At 67.1% G+C, this 20,673-nt stretch carries 18 protein-coding genes and 1 tRNA gene; 12 read left to right on the top strand and 7 right to left on the bottom strand.

The genetic code is table 11. The annotated features are described in order from the left end of the window. Positions 1-15: 15 nt before the first annotated feature. The 4 genes from R5O87_RS22680 to R5O87_RS22665 form a co-directional block, all read right to left on the bottom strand. Complete coding sequence (locus R5O87_RS22680; RefSeq protein WP_410554999.1) at positions 16-1,065, bottom strand: ABC transporter permease; 1,050 nt, start codon at positions 1,063-1,065, stop codon at positions 16-18. Between the two features lie 56 nt (positions 1,066-1,121). Continuing rightward, positions 1,122-2,117, bottom strand: a complete 996-nt coding sequence (locus tag R5O87_RS22675; RefSeq protein ID WP_410555000.1) for a substrate-binding domain-containing protein — start codon at positions 2,115-2,117, stop codon at positions 1,122-1,124. 133 nt (positions 2,118-2,250) lie between these two features. Then, positions 2,251-3,051 carry a TIM barrel protein gene (locus tag R5O87_RS22670; RefSeq protein ID WP_410555001.1) on the bottom strand — a complete coding sequence of 267 codons (801 nt, stop codon included), beginning with the start codon at positions 3,049-3,051 and terminating at the stop codon, positions 2,251-2,253. Beyond that, positions 3,048-4,214, bottom strand: a complete 1,167-nt coding sequence (locus tag R5O87_RS22665) for a Gfo/Idh/MocA family oxidoreductase (protein WP_410555002.1) — start codon at positions 4,212-4,214, stop codon at positions 3,048-3,050. The genes R5O87_RS22670 and R5O87_RS22665 overlap by 4 nt, the downstream gene beginning before the upstream one ends. A 109-nt stretch (positions 4,215-4,323) precedes the next feature. On the opposite strand from R5O87_RS22665, the gene R5O87_RS22660 reads away from it, so the two are divergent. Continuing rightward, complete coding sequence (locus R5O87_RS22660; protein WP_410555003.1) at positions 4,324-5,322, top strand: LacI family DNA-binding transcriptional regulator; 999 nt, start codon at positions 4,324-4,326, stop codon at positions 5,320-5,322. Between the two features lie 39 nt (positions 5,323-5,361). Here the strand turns inward: R5O87_RS22660 and R5O87_RS22655 are convergent, their stop codons facing one another. Continuing rightward, entirely contained in the window at positions 5,362-5,838 is a 477-nt protein-coding gene (locus R5O87_RS22655; RefSeq protein ID WP_410555088.1) for a MarR family winged helix-turn-helix transcriptional regulator, read from the bottom strand. A 96-nt stretch (positions 5,839-5,934) separates the two neighbouring features. On the opposite strand from R5O87_RS22655, the gene bcp reads away from it, so the two are divergent. From bcp to R5O87_RS22610, 9 genes are all read left to right on the top strand, one after another. Beyond that, positions 5,935-6,414, top strand: a complete 480-nt coding sequence (gene bcp, locus R5O87_RS22650; protein ID WP_410555004.1) for a thioredoxin-dependent thiol peroxidase — start codon at positions 5,935-5,937, stop codon at positions 6,412-6,414. A 129-nt stretch (positions 6,415-6,543) separates the two neighbouring features. Further along, a tRNA-Leu gene (locus R5O87_RS22645) sits at positions 6,544-6,625 on the top strand. Between the two features lie 260 nt (positions 6,626-6,885). Further along, positions 6,886-7,557: a fasciclin domain-containing protein gene (locus tag R5O87_RS22640; protein WP_410555005.1), complete on the top strand. Its 672-nt coding sequence runs from the start codon at positions 6,886-6,888 to the stop codon at positions 7,555-7,557. Positions 7,558-7,761: 204 nt separating this feature from the next. Beyond that, complete coding sequence (locus R5O87_RS22635) at positions 7,762-9,438, top strand: ABC transporter substrate-binding protein (RefSeq protein WP_410555006.1); 1,677 nt, start codon at positions 7,762-7,764, stop codon at positions 9,436-9,438. 77 nt (positions 9,439-9,515) lie between these two features. Beyond that, positions 9,516-11,021, top strand: a complete 1,506-nt coding sequence (locus tag R5O87_RS22630) for a malate:quinone oxidoreductase (protein WP_410555007.1) — start codon at positions 9,516-9,518, stop codon at positions 11,019-11,021. Positions 11,022-11,160: 139 nt separating this feature from the next. Beyond that, positions 11,161-14,379, top strand: coding sequence for an efflux RND transporter permease subunit (locus R5O87_RS22625; protein ID WP_410555008.1), 3,219 nt, complete (start codon positions 11,161-11,163; stop codon positions 14,377-14,379). A gap of 324 nt (positions 14,380-14,703) precedes the next feature. Further along, the gene (locus R5O87_RS22620) at positions 14,704-15,531 is read left to right on the top strand and encodes a hypothetical protein (RefSeq protein WP_410555009.1); all 828 of its coding nucleotides are present in this window, start codon (positions 14,704-14,706) and stop codon (positions 15,529-15,531) included. 56 nt (positions 15,532-15,587) lie between these two features. Beyond that, positions 15,588-16,733, top strand: coding sequence for an LLM class flavin-dependent oxidoreductase (locus R5O87_RS22615; protein WP_410555010.1), 1,146 nt, complete (start codon positions 15,588-15,590; stop codon positions 16,731-16,733). Then, on the top strand, positions 16,730-17,212 hold the full coding sequence (locus R5O87_RS22610) for a MarR family winged helix-turn-helix transcriptional regulator (RefSeq protein WP_410555011.1): 483 nt from the start codon (positions 16,730-16,732) through the stop codon (positions 17,210-17,212). The genes R5O87_RS22615 and R5O87_RS22610 overlap by 4 nt, the downstream gene beginning before the upstream one ends. A 117-nt stretch (positions 17,213-17,329) precedes the next feature. Here the strand turns inward: R5O87_RS22610 and R5O87_RS22605 are convergent, their stop codons facing one another. Together R5O87_RS22605 and R5O87_RS22600 are read right to left on the bottom strand one after the other, a co-directional pair. Next, a complete protein-coding gene (locus R5O87_RS22605; RefSeq protein ID WP_410555012.1) occupies positions 17,330-18,136 on the bottom strand; it encodes a transglutaminase-like domain-containing protein in 807 nt (268 codons plus the stop codon). A 74-nt stretch (positions 18,137-18,210) separates the two neighbouring features. Further along, positions 18,211-18,999, bottom strand: a complete 789-nt coding sequence (locus R5O87_RS22600; protein ID WP_410555013.1) for a hypothetical protein — start codon at positions 18,997-18,999, stop codon at positions 18,211-18,213. An 83-nt stretch (positions 19,000-19,082) separates the two neighbouring features. Here R5O87_RS22600 and R5O87_RS22595 point away from each other — a divergent pair, with 83 nt between their 5' ends. Next, positions 19,083-19,745: a DUF1684 domain-containing protein gene (locus R5O87_RS22595; protein WP_410555014.1), complete on the top strand. Its 663-nt coding sequence runs from the start codon at positions 19,083-19,085 to the stop codon at positions 19,743-19,745. Positions 19,746-19,792: 47 nt separating this feature from the next. Continuing rightward, positions 19,793-20,668 carry a fumarylacetoacetate hydrolase family protein gene (locus R5O87_RS22590; RefSeq protein WP_410555015.1) on the top strand — a complete coding sequence of 292 codons (876 nt, stop codon included), beginning with the start codon at positions 19,793-19,795 and terminating at the stop codon, positions 20,666-20,668. The last annotated feature ends 5 nt before the right edge of the window (positions 20,669-20,673 follow it).

Here is a 20,673-nt window from a genome sequence, read left to right as displayed (position 1 = left end):
GGTGTTCGGCCCCTTCTACTTCAGTTCCGCGCGGCGCTTGACGATCAGGTTCACGATGGTGGCCAGGAGGAGCATCAGGCCCAGGAAGAACTTGAACCAGTCAGGGTTCCACTGCGCGTACACGATGCCCTTGTTCGCCATCCCGAAGATGAACGCCCCGATCGCCCCGCCCACCGCAGACCCGTACCCGCCGGTCAGCAGGCACCCGCCGATCACCGCGGCGATGATGTAGAGGAACTCGTTGCCCACGCCCTCACCGGACTGCACGGCGTCGAACGCGAACAGGTTGTGCATCCCCAGCACCCAGCCGCAGAACCCCACGGCCATGAACAGCCCGATCTTGGTCTTAGTCACCGGAACACCCACCGCCCGGGCGGCGTTCGCGTCCCCGCCGGCCGCGAAAATCCAGTTCCCCACCCGGGTCCGCAGCAGTACCCACGACGCCACCGCCACCAAAGCGATCCAGATGAACACGGTGATCTTGACCTCCACCCCGCCCAGCGTGATCGAGGACGCGAAGATGGCCTGGGCCGAGGAGAACCCGTCCATGGTGGAGATCGACGGCGAAGACACCGACCCGCCAACCAGCCGGGTCAGGCCCAGGTTCAGGCCGGTGAGCATCAGGAACGTCGCCAGGGTCACGATAAAGCTGGGCAGCTTCGTCTTGATCAGGATCCACCCGTTGATGAAGCCAATGGACAGCGAGACGATCAGGGCCAGGCCGACACCGACCCACACATTCATGCTGAAGTACCAGCTGAACAGGGACGCGGTCAGCGCCGAACTGATGACCGCCACACCCGTGGAGAGGTCAAACTCGCCGCCGATCATCAGCAGCGAAACCCCCACCGCCATGATGCCGATCGTGGAGGAACCGTACAGGACGGTCGCGAACGCGTTCGGCTGGGTAAACGTCTGTGACACGGACGCGAAAAAGACGAACAGGACAATCGCGCCGACGAGGGCGCCCACCTCCGGACGGCCCAACAGCTTTTGCAAGGCGTTGCGCCTGCCGACGCGCTCGTCGGTCACCGCCGGCTTGGTAATGGTCTGGGTCATGGTCATTTGAATGCTCCTTGCTGCCCGGTCCGGCGTTGGCGCCGGACCGGGCTGGCGGGCTGCTAGCGGATACCCTGCTGGGCGAAGGTGAGGGCGTTGGCTGCTCCGGCCTTGTCCACGATGGTGGGGCCGGTCAGGACGGGCTGGCCGCCGCCGAGCTTGAAGCCGCCGCGCTTGGCCTGCCACAGCGCGTCCACCGAACCGTAGCCCTGCAGCCAGGGCTGCTGGTCGACGGTGAATTCCACCGCGCCGTCGGCGATCTTCTGGGCGAGCTCGGCGTTCATGTCGAAGGAGGCCACCTTGGCCTTGCTGCCGGCCGTGGTCACCGCCTTCAGGATGGTCAGCGTGTAGGGCGCGCCCAGACCGATGATGACGTCGGCGTCGGCGGTGGCCTGCAGTTTGGCCGTCACCGTGGAGGACACCTGGGTCATGTCCGTGCCCTGCACGTACAGGATCTCGGTGGCCGGAACCTTGGACTTCACACCTGCACAGCGGGCTTCCAGGCCGACGTGGCCCTGTTCCTGGATGACGCAAACGGGGTGCTTGAGACCGAGGGAGTTGAGCTTGTCGCCCACTGCCTCACCGGCGAGCTTCTCATTCGACCCGAAGTGCGTAAACGCACCCAGCTGGGCGAAGACGGATTCACCGGCGTTGAGACTCACCACCGGAATGCCGGCGTCCGCGGCCTTCTTCAGGGCGTCCTTCAGGGCGTCCGGCTTGGCCAGGGTCACGGCGATCCCGTCCACCTTCTGGTCCACGGCCTGCTGGATTAGCTGGGCCTGGCGGCCGCCTTCAGGGTCCGAGGTGTACAGCAGCTCCACGTTGTCCTTGGCTGCGGCTTCCTCGGCGCCCTTGCGGACAATGTCCCAGAAGGTGTCGCCTGGAGCTGCATGCGTGATGAGGGCAACCTTGATGCGCGGCGTCGACGCCGCCTGGCCGCCTGCCCCGGCGTTCGCATTTTCCGGGGCCCTGCCGCCGCTGGACGAACAGGCGCTCAGGGCCATCATCGGCACGACGGCGGCAACGAGTGCCACCCTCCGCCATGAAAATTTCTTCACCGAAAATCTCCTTTGATCCGGGTTCCCGCGTGCCACGCCGCACCGGCCGGGAATGTTGATATATCCGATCATGGTGACTCGGATCACGCTTGTCAATGTTTGTCCTAACATTAGGACGATATTAGTTTTTCGGCTACGAAAGACCGGGGGTGAAGGCGCTCCGGAACGCCGACAGGGCCTTGTCCCCCGCAGCAAGCCCCGCGCCGCCCGAAGCAGCCGCCTCGAGGCCGATGACGCCCGCGTAGCCGACGTCGGCGAGCGCCTTGGCGACGGCGCTGTAGTTGACTTCCCCCGTTCCGGGTTCGAACCGGCCCGGAACGTCTGCCACCTGGATTTCCCCGATCCACGGCAGCGCCCCGCCGACAAGTTCAATCAGGTTTCCTTCGCCGATCTGGGCATGGTAGAGGTCCAGCATCATCCTGACGTGCGGGTGGTCGGCCGCGGACACGAGCGCCAGGGTGTCCTTGGCCCGCGCCAGCGGTATGCCCGGGTGGTCCAGGACCGTATTGAGGTTCTCCAGCGCAAAGACCACGCCATGCCGCTCACCCAGGCGTCCCAGCCGTTCCAGAGTGCGGAGGCCGGTCAGCCACATCTGTCCGGTGGAGCGGTGGAGCGGCCGCACGGCGGCCCCGCCGTCGCCCAGTTCCGCTGGGTGCACAACCATCCGCTCAACGCCCAGCTCCAGCGCCGTAGGAATGAGCTTCTCGGCCGATTCGAGAACGCGGTCCGCACTGTCGGCGTCGATGAGGCTGCCGCCGAAGTAGCCGCTCATGGAGGAGAAGCGGGCACCCGTTGCGGCCAACGCCGAAATGTCCCGGTCCCGGGTGTCCCAGAGCTCTACCTCGAAGCCCTGCTCATGTATGCGCCGCACCCGGTCGACGAGGGGCAACTCGCCGTAGATCATCTCGGCGCATGCTGCCAGCCGGAAGCTCATGCGCTCTGCCCTGCGAGTTGCTGCCCCGTAAGCTGCCGCCCCGCGAAGCGCTGTCCCGCCGGCTGCGGTCCGGGCTCGGCCGGGTGGAGATGCGCCACGGCTGAGACATCCATGGGAACGCCGGTCTCGTGCGACCGGATCGCGGCCAGTGCCACGGCCAGCGCGTTGCGGGCATCGGTGCCGCCGGGAGCAGCCGGCCCTTCCGGCATGCGTCCGGCGCGGCGGGCAGCCACGCCCTCGACAAACCGGGCGAGTTCCGCGGTGTAGGCGTCGTGGAAGAGGTCGATGTTCAGGCGGACTGTGTCCGAGGCAATGCCCGCGGCCGTGTAGCTTACGGCACTTGACGCCTGCGGCCCGCCCGCTGAGACCATCCCGGCCGATCCGAAGACTTCACCCCGCACGTCATAGCCATACAGGGCATTGAAGTTGGCCTCGGCCACTGCGATGGCGCCGTTGCTGTAGGTCACCGTGACCACCGCGGTGTCCAGCAGGCCTCCGGCTTTGGCTTCAGGGGCCACCAGGGCGTCAGCCACTGCATGCACCTTCACCGGAACCGCGCCCGGGTTCAGCCAGTTCAGCGTGTCGAAATCATGGATCAGCGTTTCCAGGAAGATCGTTCCGGGCGCAATCCGCTCCGGGGAAGCAATGCCGGCGGCGGTGCCCGGGTCACGGGTGAGGGAACGCAGCAGCTGCGGGGTGCCCACCGCGCCGTCGTCGATCAGTTTCCTGGCGGCGGCGAAGTCCGCCGCGAAACGCCGGTTGAAGCCAAACTGGACGTTCACCCCGGCGGCGCCCGCGGCGGCCAGCGCCCCATCCAGTTCTTCGACTGTGCGGCCGCCGGGCTTTTCGCAGAACACGTCCTTTCCGGCCCGGGCCGCAGCAGCGATAAGACCGGAATGGAATCTTGCCGGCGAGGCCACCAGGACCGCGTCAATCTCGGGATCGTCGATCACGTCCGCCGGATCCGCGGTGATTCTGGCAACCCCGAGCCTCCCCGCCAGGGCTTCGGCGGCGGGAAGGGCGGGGTCCGCGATGGCATCCAGCCGCGCATCGGGAATGCGGCGGGCCACGGACCCGGCATGGAAGGCGCCGATCCAGCCCGCCCCAATCAGGCCGAGGCGGACGGGCCGGCTGGAGCCGGCCGGTTGCTGGACATAGGTCATGTTTCAATCCCCTTCTCGGTCTTCTAGATCGTTCTAGTGAGATGATGGTGGCACAGCTTTTGGCCATCTGTCTAGATCGTTCTATAGACTGCTGTCAGCAAGGAGGCACATGACTGAACAGCAACGGCGCCCTACGCTCATGGACGTCGCCGAAGCGGCCGGCGTATCACGGGCCCTGGTGTCCATCGTGATGCGCGGAGCCCCCGGCGCGGCCGAGGCCACGAGGCAGAATGTGCTCGACGCCGCACGCCGGCTTGGCTACCGGCCTGACAGCCGTGCCCGGCTGCTGCGCAGCACGCGGACCAAACTCCTCGGCCTCAGCTTCTCCACTTCGCACGCGTTCCACGCCGAAATTGTGGACGCCGCGTACGCCGAGGCCGGCGCCAAGGGATACGAACTTGCCCTGGGCGGCGTCACGAGCGGCAGGCCCGAGGCCCGGACCATAGAGGCGCTGCTGGATTTCGGGTCCGAGGCGCTGATCCTGATCTCGCCGACGCTCAGCAGCGATGAACTGGCGCGGTACGCCAGCCAGGTGCCGGTGGTGAGCCTGCTCCGGAACGACGTCGGGGATCTCACCGATTCCGTGAGCAGCGACGACCGCGAGGGCATCCGGATGGCGGTGGATCACCTCGTGTCCCTGGGGCACCGGCGGATCGTCCATATCGACGGCGGATCCGCGGTCTCTGCCGAACCTCGCCGGTCCGCGTTCCGGGCGGAGATGGAACGCCGCGGCCTGGAGCCGGCCATCATTGCCGGCGGGGCGATGGAGGAAGACGGGATGACCGCCGGCAATTCGCTCGGCCCGGCCATGCCGACAGCCGTCATCGCCTTCAACGACAGGTCGGCCCTCGGGGTCATCGAGAGCCTCCGGGCACAGGGCCTTCAGGTTCCGGCAGATGTGTCAGTGCTGGGCTACGACGACAGCCAGTTCGCGCGGCTCAGCTATGTCCAGCTGTCCTCGATCAGCCAGGACGCCCCGCTGCTTGCCGCCGCGGCAGTGGACCGCGCCGTGGCGCGGATTGAAGGAACGCAGCTGGCCGGGCATGTGGTGCGGACCCCGCATCTGGTGGCACGCAGGACCACCGCCGCTCCCCGCGATGGCGGGTAGCCGGTGGCGGGAACTGGCCCCTACCCTGATCGTGTGGAGCTAGGAATTTGCCTCGACGGCCAGCCCGGTGTCGGCTCCGGCGACGATGGCGTTGGTCTCCGGGGATGCGAAACGCTTGGCGAGCTCCCGGACCACGGCCTGAAGTTCCTGGCGGAGCAGATCCGGATCAATGGACGCCGCGGCAAGGACGGACCGTTCCATGTCCGCTGCGGCCATGACGGCTTCGGTGCCGCGCTCCGTGAGCGACACGACGTGGCTGCGCCGGTCCGAGGTGCTGCGCTGGCGCACGATGTGCCCGTGCGATTCGAGGCGGCTCAGCGTCTTGCCCATGGTTTGCGCCTGCACGCGGACGAGCTGGGCCAGCTGCGCCTGCGTCATGGGGCCGCTGTTGTAGAGCACCTCGATGGCGATAACGCCGGCGTGGGTCAGGCCAATGGCGCCCAGCTTCTCGTTCCATGAGTGCTCAACAAGGCGGGCCGCCGTGGACAAGAGGCGCCCTGTGGGCCAGCGATCCATATCAGGCATACCACCAAGTATAACTAAGCCTGATTAGTACCCGACACGAAGGCCTTACTAAGCTGAAATGTCCTGCACCAAAACAAGGAGACAACATTGGCTGAAAAACTCACGCCGGGCGACACCGCCCCCGGCTTTACGCTGAAGGACGCAACCGGAGCGGACGTCAGCCTCAACGATTACCGCGGCCGGAACACCATTGTGTATTTCTATCCGGCCGCCGCCACGCCCGGATGCACCAAGCAGGCCTGCGACTTCCGGGACAGCCTGGCGTCCCTTCAGGCTGCCGGCTACGAGGTGCTGGGAATCTCCCCTGACCCGGTGGGCAAGCTGGCCAGTTTCGCCGACGCCGAGGGTCTCACCTTTCCCCTCCTTTCGGACGAAGACCATGCCGTCGCGGAGGCGTACGCCGCGTGGGGCGAGAAGAAGAACTACGGCCGGACCTACGAGGGCCTCATCCGCTCCACCGTGGTGGTGGATCCGGACGGCAAAGTCGCCGTGGCCCAGTACAACGTCCGCGCCACCGGGCACGTCGCCAAGCTGCGCAAGGACCTCAAGGTCGAACAGGCTGGTTAACCCTGCGCCTGAGAACCTGGCCGCGCCTGCCGCAAGGACCGCACAGGTGACGGTACAATTGAGGCTGGCATCCGCCGTCGTGCGTTTTCCCTGCTGACAGCAGGCGAAACGCCCACCGGGCGGGGCCAGGCGCGAGTGGTGAAATTGGCAGACACGCAGGATTTAGGTTCCTGTGCCTTCGGGCGTGGGGGTTCAAGTCCCCCCTTGCGCACTGCGGTTATAGGCAGTTGAAATCCCGGGCTACGGCCCGGGATTTTTTGCTGTTTAACGCCGGCATTTTTTGCTGTTGAGCGCGTCAGCAAAAAATTATTCCCGGTTCACCCATCCGTTGCTGCCGACCAGGCGAATACCCAGTGAGACACCGCCCAACAGCCTGGAACCACAGGCCGGTGACCCACAGTCGGAAAGGATCGCCGGAGGAAGCCACACTCCCTTCGGTCCCGTTCGTCGGCACAACCAAGGAGAATCGAAATGCAGTCTTTCAAGCGCTCAACCTTCACTGTCGCAGGCATTGCAGCCGCCGCCCTGCTGAGCCTCACCGCCTGCGGCGGCTCCGCCGGCACGTCCAGCAGCTCGTCCGCCGCCGCCGGGCCCTCCGCCTCCAGCATGGCGCCGTCACCGTCAGAAACTTCGACGGCGGCCATGGACCCGGCCGCCAATCTCGCCGGGCCCGGCTGTGCCGACTACGCCAAGCAGGTTCCCAGCGGCAAGGGCTCCGTCGCCGGCATGGCCCTGGACCCCGTGGCCGTCGCCGCCTCGAACAACCCGCTGCTGAAGACGCTCACCGCCGCGGTCTCCGGCAAGCTGAACCCGAAGGTCAATCTCGTGGACACGCTCAACGGCAGCGAGTTCACGGTGTTCGCACCGGTTGACGACGCCTTCGCCAAGGTTGACGCGGCAACGATCGAGACCCTGAAGAAGGACGATGCCCTGCTGAGCAAGATCCTCACCTACCACGTGGTGCCGGGCCAGATCACGCCGGACAAGATCGTGGGCACGCACAAGACCGTGCAGGGCGGGTCGGTCACGGTGACCGGCACCAAGGATGCCCTCAAGGTGGACGGCGCCAACGTGATCTGCGGCGGCGTCCAGACGGCGAACGCCACCGTTTACCTCGTGGACTCGGTGCTGATGCCCAAGTAGTCGCTGAGCCTGCCCAGGCCCCGACCCCGGAAAGAGGCCGCGGTCCACACCCCACAGTGCGGACCGCGGCCTTTTTGCGCCGCCATCCGCGCCGGGCGTGTCCTGGCTCACGCATAAGCCAGGCGGGCGCGGTCCGTCAATTAGACTGGGTGGCGGGCAAGCAGCCGCCCAAGCGCACCCCAGCAGTCCAGAGGTGGTAATCGAGTGCCCAGCAGCAGTTTCCCGCGCCGTACGGCCCTCAAGGCCGGCGCCGTCCTTCTGGGCCTCTCCCTGACGTCCTGCACGAGCGAAGCCCAGCCCACGCCATCGTCCGTCGCCGCCAGCACCACGACAGCCGCCGCTGCGCCTTCAGAGACCTTCACGTTCGGCACAGCCTCGCAGCCCCTCGGCCTGGACCCCGCCCTGGCCAACGACGTCGAATCGCAGCGGGTCACCCGGCAGATCCTGGAAGGCCTGGTGGGCGTCGACCAGACAACAGGCGAGCCCACGCCGCTGCTGGCCACGGAGTGGACGGAATCGCCGGACGGCATGACGTACACCTTCACCCTCCGCCCGGACATCAAATTCCACGATGGCTCGCCCTTTAACGCTGAGGCCGTCTGCACCAATTTTGAGCGCTGGTTCAAGTTTTCAGCGGCGTTGCGGAAACAGGCTCCGGGAACCACCTTCAAGGGCGTCTTCAAGGAACACGCCGACCACGCGGAGCTGTCCGTCTTCAAATCCTGTACCGCCCTGTCGGCGCTGCGGGTACGGATCACCCTCACGGAGCGCTTCACCGGCTTCCTCCAGGCCCTGACCCTTCCCGCGTTTGCCATCTCTTCCCCCAAGGCACTCGCCGCCGGCAAGGCCGACCAGCTCAGCCTGCGGCGCGGCAGCCAGGCACTTTCCGCCTACGCCACCCACCCCGTGGGCACCGGCCCGTTCCGCTTCTCCGCCTGGGACAGCACGGGCGTCACCCTGGTGACCAACAAGGGGTACTGGGGCGCCCGCGGACAGATTGCCACCCTCAGGTTCGTCACCTACGACCACCCGCAGACGCGGCTGCAGGCACTGCTGGACGGCAGGATCGACGGCTATGACGCCGTGACGGTGGGGAACTTCGACCAGCTGGTCAAGCGCGGCAAGCAGATCATCCAGCGGGACCCGTTCTCGGTGATGTACCTCGGCATGAACCAGGAAATTCCGGTACTGAAGGACCTCAAGATCCGCCAGGCCATCGAGCTGGCCATCGACAAGGACACGCTGATCAGGCGCTTCTTCATCGACAACACGGCCCAGGCCTCGCAGTTCGTACCGCCCAAGCTGAGCGGGTTCAACAACAACGCCCCCGCGCTGGGACATGACCCCGCCAAGGCGAAGGAACTCCTGGCCGACGCCGGCTACAAGGGACAGGCCCTGAAGTTCTACTACCCCATGAACGTCACGCGGCCGTACCTGCCCACCCCGGAGAAGGTCTATGCGGAAATCAGCCGCCAGCTCACGGCCGTAGGCCTGAACATCCAGCCCGTCCCCGTCGACTGGACGGACGGCTACCTGCAGAAGGTGCAGAACCCCGGCGACCACGCCCTGCACCTGCTCGGCTGGAACGGTTCCTATTCCGACGCGGACAACTTCCTCGCCCCGCTCTTCGGCGAGAAGAACGGCGAGTTCGGATACCAGGACCCGCAGGTGTTCGCCAAGATCGACCGCGCCCGCGGACTGCCGGACGGCCAGGAACGGACGCAGCAGTACCAGACCATCAACGCCCAGATCGCGGAGTCCCTGCCCGCCGTCCCCATCGCGTTCCCGATCTCCGCCCTGGCCCTTTCCGACCGGGTGGTCAGCTATCCTGCCTCGCCGGTATTAAATGAAGTTTTCACCAAGGTCCAGCTGAGGTCTTGACGCCGGGGCGCAATTTCAGTTAGTGGGCGGTGCAGGGATATTCTGTGACAGCCAGAGCCGCCTATCGGAGACTGATTGTGACCTTCATTTCCAAGACCCAACATGCCGACGTCGTCCTCATTGGCGGCGGCATCATGAGCGCCACGCTGGGTGCGTTCATCAAGCAGCTCGAACCCACCTGGACCATCTCCCTGTTCGAGCGGCTTGACGAGGCCGGCCTGGAGAGCTCGGGACCGTGGAACAACGCCGGTACCGGACACGCCGCGCTGTGTGAGCTTAATTACTCCCCCGCAGCCAAAGACGGCTCGGTCAATCCTGCCAAGGCGCTGCACATCAACGAGCAGTACCAGCTGTCCCGCCAGTTCTGGTCCCACCTGGTGGACAACTCCCTGATCGGCTCCCCCAAGGGCTTCATCAACACCGTTCCGCACATGAGCTTCGTCATCGGCGACGACAACTCGAACTTCCTTAAGACCCGGTTCAACGCGCTCAAGGAGCACACCCTGTTCCGGAGCATGGAGTACTCCGAGGACTTCGGGCAGATCGCCAAGTGGGCGCCGCTGATCGTCAAGGGCCGCGACACGAAGCAGCGCGTCGCCGCCACCCGCGCGGCCGAGGGCACCGACGTCGACTTCGGCGCCCTGACCCGTGAGCTCACCGGCTACCTGGCCAACAACGGCGTCGAAATCAACTACGGCCACGACGTCACCGATGTCCGCAGGGCGTCCGACGGCGGCTGGGACCTTTCGCTCAAGCACCCCGCTTCCGGTGAGCGCGGCAGCATCCGCGCCAAGTTCGTCTTCGTCGGCGCCGGCGGCGGCGCTCTGCACCTGCTGCAGGCTTCCGGGATCCCGGAGAGCAAGGGCTTCGGCGGGTTCCCCGTGTCCGGCCAGTTCTTCCGCTGCACGGACCCGGCCCTCACGTCCCAGCACAACGCCAAGGTCTACGGCCAGGCTTCCGTGGGCGCGCCGCCGATGTCGGTGCCGCACCTGGACACCCGCTACGTCAACGGCAAGCGCTCCCTGCTGTTCGGCCCGTACGCAGGCTTCTCCACCAACTTCCTGAAGAACGGCAGCTACCTCGATCTCCCGCTGTCCATCCGGCCGAGCAACATCATCCCGATGCTGGCGGTGGCCAAGGACAACATGGACCTGACCGCCTACCTGGTCAAGGAGGTGGCCAAGCGCCACGGCGACAAGGTGGAGGCGCTGCGCGAGTACTACCCCGAGGCCAAGGACGGCGACTGGGAACTCATCACCGCCGGCCAGCGTGTGCAGATCATCAAGAAGGATCCGAAGAAGGGCGGCGTGCTGCAGTTCGGCACCGAGGTGATTGCCGCCCGCGACGGTTCCATCGGCGCCCTCCTCGGCGCGTCACCCGGCGCCTCCACGGCCGTGCCCATCATGATCGAGCTCCTGCAGAAGTCCTTCCCGAAGAACTTCAAGGGCTGGCAGTCCAAGCTCAAGGAAATGATGCCGGGCTACGGCGTCAAGCTCAACGAAAACCCGGAGCTGGCGGCGGAGCTCGAGAAGGCCACCGCCAAGAGCCTTCAGCTGGAAGCATCGCCCGCAGTCCAGCGGTGACCGTCCGGCGCTGACCGTCCCGGGCCGGCCCGGCACGGGTCCGGCCCGGCACGGGTCCGGCCCGGCACGGGTCCGGCCCGGCACGGGTCGCGGCGGGCTCCACCCAGTCAAAAAGTCCGTCGACCCAGGAGATCATGCGATGTTCCGGCTGGCCCACCTATCCCTCGGGAACCGCGCGCTCATCGCGCTGATCACCATCTTCGCCTCGGTGTTCGGCGTGATCACTATGTCTTCGCTGAAGCAGGAACTCATTCCCTCGATTGAGTTTCCGCGGATCACGGTGATCACGTCGATGCCCGGGGCGTCGCCCGAGGTGGTGGACAAGCAGGTCAGCCGGCCGCTGGAGACGGCGCTGAACGGCGTCGAAGGCCTGGAGTCGACGTCGTCCACCTCCCGCAACGGCGTCTCGCAGATCAGCCTGGTGTTCACATACGGCGCCAACCTGGACCGGGCCCGGAACCAGATCGACCGGGCCATTTCCAACGCCAAGCGCACGCTGCCGGACGACGTCCAGCCGCAGGCGATCGCCGGCAGCATCAGCGACTTCCCGATCGTCTTCCTTGCCGTCTCCTCGGACAAGCCGCTGAGCGAGCTGAACACGGACCTCCAGCGCCTGTCGGTGCCGAGGCTGCAAAAGCTCGACGGCGTCCGCGGCGCCGACGTGACCGGCGGCGCCACACGGCACATCCTCATCCAGCCGAATGCGGCCAAAATGGCCGCCGGCGGCGCCAGCATCCAGTCGGTCCGCAACGCCCTGACCAACAACGGCGACCTCGTCCCGGCCGGCACGATCGAGGAGAAGGGCCAAAGCCTCTCCCTGCAGATCGGCAGCCCGGTCGACTCGGTGGCCGCGGTAAAGGCTCTGCCGCTCAGCGGGGCCAAAGCCGGAACCACCATCGGTTCCGTGGCCGACGTCAGCATCAAGGATGACCAGCGGACGTCCATCACCCGGACGAACGGCCTCGAAACGCTGGCCATCTCCGTGACGAAGAAGCCCGAGGGCGACACCGTCGCGATCTCGCACGCGGTGAAGGATCTGCTGCCGCAGCTTGAGGCGGAGCTTGGCTCGAAGGCCAAGTTCACGCCCGTCTTCGACCAGGCACCCTTTATCGAGAAGTCCATCAAGGACCTCACCACGGAGGGCCTGCTGGGCCTCGGTTTCGCGGTGGCCGTCATCCTTATCTTCCTCATGTCCGTCCGCTCCACCCTGGTCACCGCCGTCTCCATCCCGCTGTCGCTGCTGATCACCTTCATCGGCCTCTCCGGCACCGGCTATTCGCTGAACATCCTCACGCTCGGGGCGTTGACCATCGCCATCGGCCGGGTGGTGGACGACTCGATCGTGGTCATCGAGAACATCAAGCGGCACCTGAGCTACGGCGAAGCCAAGCTCACCGCGATCCTCACCGCCATCCGTGAGGTGGCCGGCGCCATCACCGCTTCCACGCTGACCACCGTGGCCGTGTTCCTCCCGATCGCGTTTGTGGGCGAGCTCGCGGGTGAGCTGTTCCGTCCGTTCGCGCTCACGGTCACCATTGCGCTGCTCTCCTCGCTGCTGGTGTCCCTGACCATCGTTCCCGTGCTCGCTTACTGGTTCCTGAAGAGCCCCGCCAACGAAGGCGCCGGCGACGCCCCGCGGTCCGCCGTGGACGTCCAGGCGCAGGCGCACGAGGCCGAGCAGCGCAGCATCCTGCAGCGGGGCTACCTTCCGGTCCTGAACAAGACCCAGAAGCACCCGGTGCTCACTCTGATGGCCGCGGTCCTGGTCCTGGGCGGAACCGCCGCCATGACGCCGCTGCTCGCCACCGACCTGCTGGGGCGTTCCGGTGAGAACAGCATGACGGTCAAGCAGGAGCTTCCGGCCGGCACGAGCCTGGATGACACCAGCGCCGCGGCCCGGAAGGTTGAGGACGTGCTCCTCGGCATCGACGGGATCAAGGACGTGCAGGTGACCTCCGGCAACGCGCAGGCGGGGTTCACTGCGCTGACATCCTCCGGCGCCTCCAATTCCTCGTTCACGGTGGTCACCGACGAAAAAGCGAACCAGGGCAAGCTGCAGGACACCGTCCGCAGCGACCTGGCCGCGGCAGGTGCCGCGGGCAAGATCTCCGTCGGTTCGCAGCAGGGCGGCTTCGGCACGTCCTCCACCGTGGACATCACCCTGAAGGCCGCCACCTCCGCAGACCTGAAGACGGCCAGCGACGCCATGGTCAAGGCCATGGCCGGAGTACCCGGAAGCAGCGAGGTCACCACCAACCTGGCAGCCAGCCAGCCCGTGGTGCAGGTGAAGGTTGACCGGGCCAAGGCCGTTGCCGCGGGCCTGACCGAGGAGCAGGTGGCCGGCGTCCTGGCTTCCACCATCAGCCCCGTACCGGCGGGCACCGTGCGCATCGACACGGACGACTTCCCCGTCCAGATCGGCGAAGGGAAACGCTTCACCAGCATCGCTGCCGTCCGCGACATCCCGCTTCCCACCGGCTCCGGACCGGTCCCGCTCAGCCGGATTGCCGCCGTCGAGCAGGTGGACGTCCCCGTCTCCATCACCTCCAGCAACGGCCAGCGGACCGCGCAGGTGTCCATCACGCCGTCGGGATCCAACCTCGGCGCCGTCAGCGCCGAGGTGCAGCAGCGCCTCAAGGCCGTGGAGCTGCCCGCCGGGGTGACCGCGGAGATCGGCGGCGCCACGACGCAGCAGGCGGAATCGTTCCGGCAGCTGGGCCTTGCGCTGCTGGCCGCCATCGCCATTGTCTACGTGATCATGGTGGCGACGTTCAAGTCCCTGGTGCAGCCGCTGATCCTCCTCGTTTCGGTGCCGTTCGCCGCCACCGGAGCGGTTGCCCTGCTCCTGGTCACGCGGGTACCGCTGGGGCTGCCGTCGCTGATCGGCATGCTCATGCTGGTGGGCATCGTGGTGACCAACGCCATTGTGCTGATTGACCTGATCAACCAGTACCGGAAGCCGCGCGGCGGCAAGCCGGGCATGGGCGTCGCCGACGCCATCACGCACGGCGCCCGGCAGCGGCTCCGCCCCATCCTCATGACGGCACTGGCCACGGTCTTCGCGCTGACTCCCATGGCGCTTGGCATGACGGGCGGCGGCGGGTTCATTTCCCAGCCGCTGGCCATCGTGGTGATCGGCGGCCTGGTCTCCTCCACGGCTCTGACCCTGGTGCTCGTCCCCGTGCTGTACCGGCTGGTGGAGGGGCGCAGGGAGAAGAAGGAGCTCCTGCGCCAGCTCAAGCAGCGGCCCGGCTTCTCCCCCGCCGATGACGACGTCGATGCCGAGTTCGCCGACTGGACCACCGGCATGGTGCCCAAGCTCAGCGGCCGCCGCGCCGCGCCGGGCTCTCCCGAATAGCCCCGCCGCTCCCCTTCCCGTCCTCCACACCCAACTAGGTGGCAGCAGAGGGCGTTCCCAGCGCTGGGAACGCCCTCTGCTGCTACCTAGATCTCGTGACCGCCGCGGAGCCTGTGGATAACCCCAATCCCGCCTCCCGTTTTTGCAACGATGGGCCATGAAATATCCGAGCCCATTGCCGGACCACCTCTCGGCCGTGCCGTTTACCGTGCATGAAGCACTCGATGCCGGGATTCCCGGGACCGCCTGAAGATCGGCGGTCTGGTGACTCCCAGCCGCGGCATCCGTGTGCCTTCCGACGTCGGCAGCGGCCCGGAGTGCCTAATGCAGCTTGCGCAGCTGGCCAGGCCCCACACGCTGGTAACGCGCCTTTCGGCGGCGTCGCACGCCACGGCGTTCCTGCTGTGGGAGTTCCCCGGCTTTCTCCCCGGCGCCGACCAGCCGGGCGTCCACATTTCCCGCCCGGATGCGGTTACGATCGCCCGGCGCCGGGGTGTGGTGGGCCACCGCGGGCAGTTCTTTCCGGACGAGATCGTGGAGCTCTACGGGGCGTTTGTGACCAGCAGGGTCCGGACGTGGCTCGATATTGCGCGGCGGATGAGCGTCGATGAGCTGACGGTGGTGGCAGACCATCTCCTGCGCCATCCGCGTCCTGAATTCGAGGGGAGGTCCGCACCCCACGCCACCCTGGAGGGACTCGCTGACATGCTGGACCGGCACAAAGGAACGCCCGGGATCCGGAAGGCCCGGCTGGCGCTGGAACAGGCACGCGTCGGCGCGGATTCCGCTCCTGAAACACGGCTCCGGCTTGCGCTGGCGCGCCGCGGCTTTCCGGATGCGGACGTCAACGTGCCGGTGGCTCTGGGCGGCGGCATCGTGCGGCAGCCGGATCTTGCATATCCGGCGTTCCGCGTGGCGGTGGAGTACGACGGCGAGGGCCATTCGTCCGGCACAGGTGCTGAGGGACATCAACCGCGACGAGGATTTCGCGGCCGCTGGCTGGATCCTGGTACGCATCGGCAAGACCCACATGGAGCACGACGCGCGGGCGGCCGCCCGCAAGGTCCGGCTGGCGCTCCTCGCGCGCGGCTGGTGGGGCGGGAATATCCTGGCGCCGGGGACGTTGACGGCAGTACATGCAAATGCATGTAAATCGGGTACACTGGTAACAGCAGGCCCGAACAACCCCGGCGAACGGAAGGCTCATCATGCAGATCGGCGTATTCAGCGTCAGCGACATCACCCAGGACCCCACCACGGGCCGGACCCCCACCGAGCACGAGCGCATCAAGGCCTCCGTGGCGATCGCCAAGAAGGTCGAAGAAATCGGCATGGACGTCTACGCCCTCGGCGAGCACCACAACCGGCCGTTCTTCTCCTCCTCCCCCACCACGACGCTCGCGTACATCGCCGCGCAGACCGAGCGCATCACGCTGTCCACAGCCACCACGCTGATCACCACGAACGATCCGGTCAAGATCGCCGAGGACTTCGCCATGCTGCAGCACCTCTCCGACGGCCGCGTGGACCTGGTGCTGGGCCGCGGCAACACCGCCCCGGTCTACCCCTGGTTCGGCAAGAACATCCAGGACGGGATCGAACTCGCCATCGAGAACTACAGCCTGCTCCGCAAGCTGTGGGATGAGGACACCGTCAACTGGTCCGGCAAGTTCCGCACGCCGCTGCAGAACTTCACCTCCACCCCGCGCCCGCTCGACGGCGTGGCCCCCTTTGTCTGGCACGGTTCCATCCGCACGCCGCAGATTGCGGAGGTGGCCGCCTACTACGGTGACGGGTTCTTCGCCAACAACATCTTCTGGCCCAAGGAGCACTACCAGCAGCTGATCGGCCTGTACCGCGAGCGCTACGAGCACTACGGCCACGGCAAGGCGGACCAGGCCATCGTCGGGTTGGGCGGACAGTTCTTCATGCGGAAGAACTCCCAGGACGCGGTCCGGGAATTCCGGCCGTACTTCGACAACGCCCCCGTCTACGGCCACGGCCCGTCGCTGGAGGACTTCACATCGCAGACCCCGCTCACCGTCGGCAGCCCGCAGGAGGTCATCGAGAAGACTCTCACGTTCCGCGAGTTCTTCGGCGACTACCAGCGCCAGCTGTTCCTGATCGACCACGCAGGCCTGCCGCTGAAGACCGTCCTGGAGCAGCTTGACCTGTTCGGCGAGGAGGTGCTGCCGGTCCTGCGCAAGGAGTACGCCGACCGCACGCCCGCCCACATCCCGGCTCCGCCCACGCACGCCGGAAGAGTTGCCGCACGGATCGCAGCCGAGGGCACCGCCGCCGAGGGCACCGCAGGTGAGGACGCTGCCGCTGCCGCCCCGACGGAGTTGCGATGACACCGCGGAACGCCCCGGCGGCATCCGGGCCATCGACGTCCACAGTCCGGCTGGCCGCCGAGACCTGGGAGTCGCTGTTCCGCGCACAGGTTGCCGTGATGCGGCGGCTGCAGTCCGGCCCAGCCTTCCGGACCCTGGCGGTGAACGAGTACGACGTGCTGTTCACCCTGTCGCGGTGCCCGTCCGGCTGGCTGCGGCTCAACGAGCTGAACGACAACGTGCTGCTGAGCCAGTCCAGCCTGAGCAGGCTGGTGGACCGGCTGGAGAAACGCGGCCTCGTGGAACGCACGCCCGCGCCGGATGACGGCCGGGGCGTGCTGCTTAAACTCACGGAGGAGGGCGCCGCGCTGCAGAAGGAAATCGGCCGGGAGCACGTGCGGGACATCGCCGAGCTTGTCGCCCCGGCCCTGACCGCGGCGGAGCAGCGGGAACTCCTGCGCCTCACGGAGAAGCTGCGCGCGTCGCTGCCGTCGCGTTAGTCACCTGCCGTCCCGTTGGCGGGACGGCAGGTGACAGGGCCGCCGTCGGCGGGGTGACAGGACGGCCGACGGCGGGAGGCCGGTTACGCCGGAAAGCCAACCTCCGGAGGCCTAAAGTCAGCGGATGACCGCCAGTTTGTCCGGGTCCTCCGCCGGAAGCCCGCCCTCCACCGTGGCGGATACCCGGATCTCCCGCAGGGACAGGCTGCCGCCCACCGTGGACAGGAAGGCGGTGTCCGAGGAGTCGCGCCCGGCGGTGATGCGCAGCATGGTGTCCCTGGGCGCCAGGCCCGTGGGGTCGATCACGTGCCACGCGCCGTTCACATGGGCTTCGGCCACGGCATGGAAGTCCATCGGGGTAAGGCCAGGCGCATACACGGCCGCCAGCCGGGCAGGCACGTTCTTGGCGCGCAGCAGCGAGATGGCCAGGTGCGCATAGTCCCGGCACACGCCCCGCCGGTTCAGGAGGGTTTCCACGGCGCCATCCGTTCCGCGGGAGGAACCGCTGACGTAGCGCAGTTCGTTGAAGACCCACTTGCGCACGGCGTGCAGCAGCTCCTCGCCCTGGAGTCCGCCGAACTCCGCGTAGGAGGTGGGAAGCATCCGGTCGGACTCCGCGTAGCGGCTGGGCCGGACATAGCGGATCAGCTCCATCAGCGAGGCTTCCTCGGGTTCTGCACGGCCCCCGACGGTCGCCGAGTAATCCACCGTGACCTCCGTGGGGTCGGCAAACTCCATGTAGTGGAACCTGCCGCCGTGGTGGTCCGAAAGCTCCGTCAGCGGAACCTGCTCCCCGTCCGCCGTCACGCTGAGGTCCTCCGCAAAGGACGTATAGCCGGCGTTTCTCGCCACGGAGATGGCCATCGCCACCTTGGTGTCGGCCACAGTCTTGAATACCAGGCGGGCAGCAACAGTTCGTTCCATGGGTCTCCGGGGTGTGAGGCGGCGGCGTCAGTCAGTCGCGGCTGCGGGCTGGGTGTGCCGGAGGCGCCGCGGGACTAGCTCTTGATCTCCAGAGACATTAGCATCCGCTGGACATTGGCGAATTCGGAGCCCTTGTTGACGTAGCCGGCAGCCTGGTCGAGGGTGTCGAAGGCTTTGGCCGGAGCCACCTTTTCATCGGGCGCGAACGCCTTCAGCGAGCGTACGTCGCTGAACGAGTAGTTCCCCTTGCCCGGAAGGCCCTGCACCACATTCTGCAGCTGGCAGGCCTTGGAATCGGCGCCGCCCACCAGGTTGGTGATGCCGTACGAGCCAAAGTAGCGGTAGCCCTGGATCACCCGGAACACCACGTGCGGGTCGATGGTCCCCTGCCCGCCGCTGTGCGGCAGCTCCACGGGAACGCTGCTGACGACGACGTAGGGTTTGCGGGCGGAAGCGGCGCAGCCCGCCGGCGTGGTGTTGGGCAGGCCGGTCTGCAGGGTGGCCAGGTACGTGCCCTCCTTGTCCTTGATTTCGATCTTGACCGCGCCGGGAAGGGTGCCCATGTCAGGCTCCGCCGACTGGGCAATCCAGTCCTGCGGAAGCTCGAAGCTCACGGTCTTGGCCGGGTCGGTGAAGACCTTCCACGCCGCCGCCGTGGAGCCGGGGGAGGCTGAAGCACCGGCTGACGGGGTGGCGGAGGGGCTCGCGGTCCCGGAGGCCGCGCCGCTCGCCGGGCTGGTGCCCGGCTCTGCCGTCCAGGCGGGCCCGCCCTTGCCGTCGCTGCTGCAGCCGGCCATCAGTCCTGCCGTCAACAGCACGACGGCGGCGGTGCCGATGCGTCCAGAGGCCGTGATCCCTGTCATGGCTCCAGCCTAGCCGGGACGCCGGGCCCAACCCGGGGCCTCTGGTCAGCGTTTCGCGGGTGAATTAGCAATAGGCTGAGGTTATGGCCGAACATGAGCTGGACGCAGCAGAGCAGACCCTGGCGAACATGTCCGCCCTCGACATTGCCGACTGGCGGCTGCGGACCTTCGCCCTCTACGACACGGTGCGCAAGATCGCCGCGGACAGCCCCGCGGAAGCCCACTCCTACTGGCGCCAGGAGCGCGACCGCATGTTCGGCACCCACGCTGCGTCAGCACTGACAGCCGAGGCCAAGGCGTCCTTCTACGGTCTCAAGACGGCAGACTACGATCCCATCTACCGCTTCTATGTCCCACTGACCAAGGAGGGCGCCGGGCAGGAGATGAACGTCGAGACAGGGACGGACGGGCTGGTCCGGTTCGTCAGGCTGGGAACGTTCGACCTTCCCGAGATGGGGCAGCTGGCGGTGTGGAAGCTGAATGGCTACGGGGGCGGGATCTTCGTTCCGTTCCGTGACGCCACCGCCGGGAAGCCTGACGGAAGCTACGGTGCCGGCCGCTACCTCCTCGACACCATCAAGGGCGCCTTCCACGGGGTCCGCGGTTCCGGGTCCGACGCCCAGTACGTGCTGGATTTCAACTTCGCCTACAACCCCTCATGCGCCTACAACGAGGCCTGGGCGTGCCCGCTCGCCGGCCCCGCCAACCGGCTGGCCGTGGAGATCCCGGTAGGCGAGCTGTACTGACGCTTCCCAGTTCCTCGCCGGTCCGCCCCGGCACATACGATGGCTGGATGACCCCACCTGCTGCCCGACGGATCGCCCGCGTCCGCCCCCTCGCCCCAGTCCAGCCGTCCCCGGCGCCGGACACCAACCCGGACTCGGACACAGCCCGGCTGCCCGAGCAGTTCTTCGTGGCCAACCACGCCACGGACTTCGACAGCCCGGCGGGACGGATCTGGACGGTGGTGGCGTCCCCCTTCCCCGGCTCGCGAGCCAACGCCAACAGCAACCCAAGACAAGGATGGGAGCCCGGGGCTGAGGTCGCCGAGGAGAGCTTCACCTTCCTGGCGCCGAGCGTGCCGGCCAATGTCCTGGGGATGGCCCACAACACCGGTCAGGCGGGCCGGGACCTTCCCGCCCAGGCATTCCACAAGGCGGCCACCAGCGTGATCGGGCCGGGCGACGCGATCGAACTGCCGGCGGGAATCGGCTTGGTGGAGCCGGAGGCGGAACTGACGGTCGTCGTCGGCCGGACAGCGAAAAACCTGACCCTCGACAACGCGCGGGCCGCGGTTCTTGGCTACACCATCGGCAATGACGTCACCGCGCGCAAACGGCAAAAGTCCGATGAACTGTGGCTGAGCGCCAAGAGCCAGGACACGTTCACCCCGGCCGGGCCGTGGATCGTCACCGGGCTGGACCATGCGGACCTGCCCGTCGGCGTGGTCCACAACGGCACCGAGCTGCCGGCGGCAAGCACCGCGGACCTCGGCTGGAAGGTGGACGAGATCCTCGTCTACCTGACCTCGTTCCTGACCCTGCATCCCGGCGACCTGGTGCTCACCGGGTTCCCGGCGGCGAGCGCCGCCATCCGGCCGGGCGACACCGTCACCTGCCGGGTGGGCGGGATCGGCGAGCTCTCCAACCCCGTCACGGCCGCTGGCTGACCGGC

Source organism: Arthrobacter globiformis, assembly GCF_046536215.2.
GTDB classification, from domain to species: Bacteria; Actinomycetota; Actinomycetes; order Actinomycetales; family Micrococcaceae; genus Arthrobacter; species Arthrobacter globiformis_E.
This window is presented reverse-complemented; position numbering and strand designations above follow the sequence as displayed.